Origin of the sequence: Microcoleus sp. Pol12B5 (assembly GCF_036701335.1) — a bacterium.
Taxonomy (GTDB): Bacteria; Cyanobacteriota; Cyanobacteriia; order Cyanobacteriales; family Microcoleaceae; genus Microcoleus.
Genome location: NZ_JAUBQQ010000170.1, coordinates 1 through 1,066 on the forward strand (window position 1 = coordinate 1; position 1,066 = coordinate 1,066).

Genomic DNA, 1,066 nt, shown 5'->3' on the forward strand with positions numbered 1-1,066 from the left:
AACAAAAACTTGACAATTTTAAAATATCTACATAAATACCAATACTTTCTTAAAAAGTTTTTAGCTTGTAGCCAAATATCTTCAACGGGATTCTGTTGGGGAGCATTGGGAGCAAATAAAATACAAGTAATTGACCAATTCTCAGGTTCTTTGTCACCATTTAGTTCTAATAAAAACTCTCTAAATTCTCCATATTTATGATAACTAGCTCCATCCCAAATCAAGATAATCTTGCGATTTTTATATTTATTTTGTAAGTATTTTATGAATTTAACTGTGGATTCTCCATCACCAGATGGATGGCTCTGAATATGGAATTCTTTGCTTTGATAATTGAGGGCGCCAAAATAAGTTTGTCTATCTTTTTCATTGGTAATTGGGACTTCAATTCTGATTTTTGATTGACCCCAAACATAACCAGTTAGATCACCATGAAGTAGATGACATTCATCTAAAAACAATACTATTATTTCTCCAGACTCTATACCAGCTTTGTTTTTAAATAAAATATCGTTAATCTCTTCCGTCTTTTTTTTTACCAGTTCTTTATCAAATTTAGGATTAGCTTTTTGAGTTTTTTTCCAACTTATTTTCGCCCGGTCGAAAAGTTCATAGTAACTCTGTTTTGATTTATACATCACACCAAACTCTTGAGCTAAATAAGTAATCAACTCATCTAAATTCCAATATTCTTTATTCTTTAACCACTCAATTACTTCAGTATTTTGTCGAGCTGTTAAATACCCTTTTGACCCTTTATGTCCTAGTTTAATTCCGGCGATGCCTTTGGTTTTAAATTGTTTTTTCCAATAACCAATAAAAAATTTACTTACACCTAAAATCTTGCTGATTTCATGGTAGATATTACCTGACAGCGCCATCCTTACAGCTATTGCTCGTTTTAGTTCTCTTGCATCGAGATCGCTTTTAATGAAATCTTCTAATTGGGCTATTTCTTTTTCCATATCTTTTTCTTGCAGTTGTAAGTTATTCATTTTTTTATGGTCACAATCAAGTATTGCATATAATTGTATCATAGTCTTGATAATGATTTAGGATTGCTATA

Annotated in this window: 1 protein-coding gene; it reads right to left on the minus strand. The window is 31.0% G+C overall.

All coding sequences use genetic code 11. The annotated features are described in order from the left end of the window. Positions 1–995 (minus strand): IS630 family transposase (locus QUA24_RS27245; protein ID WP_333233541.1); only part of this gene is annotated, 995 nt, incomplete at its 3' end. Positions 996–1,066: the final 71 nt, after the last annotated feature.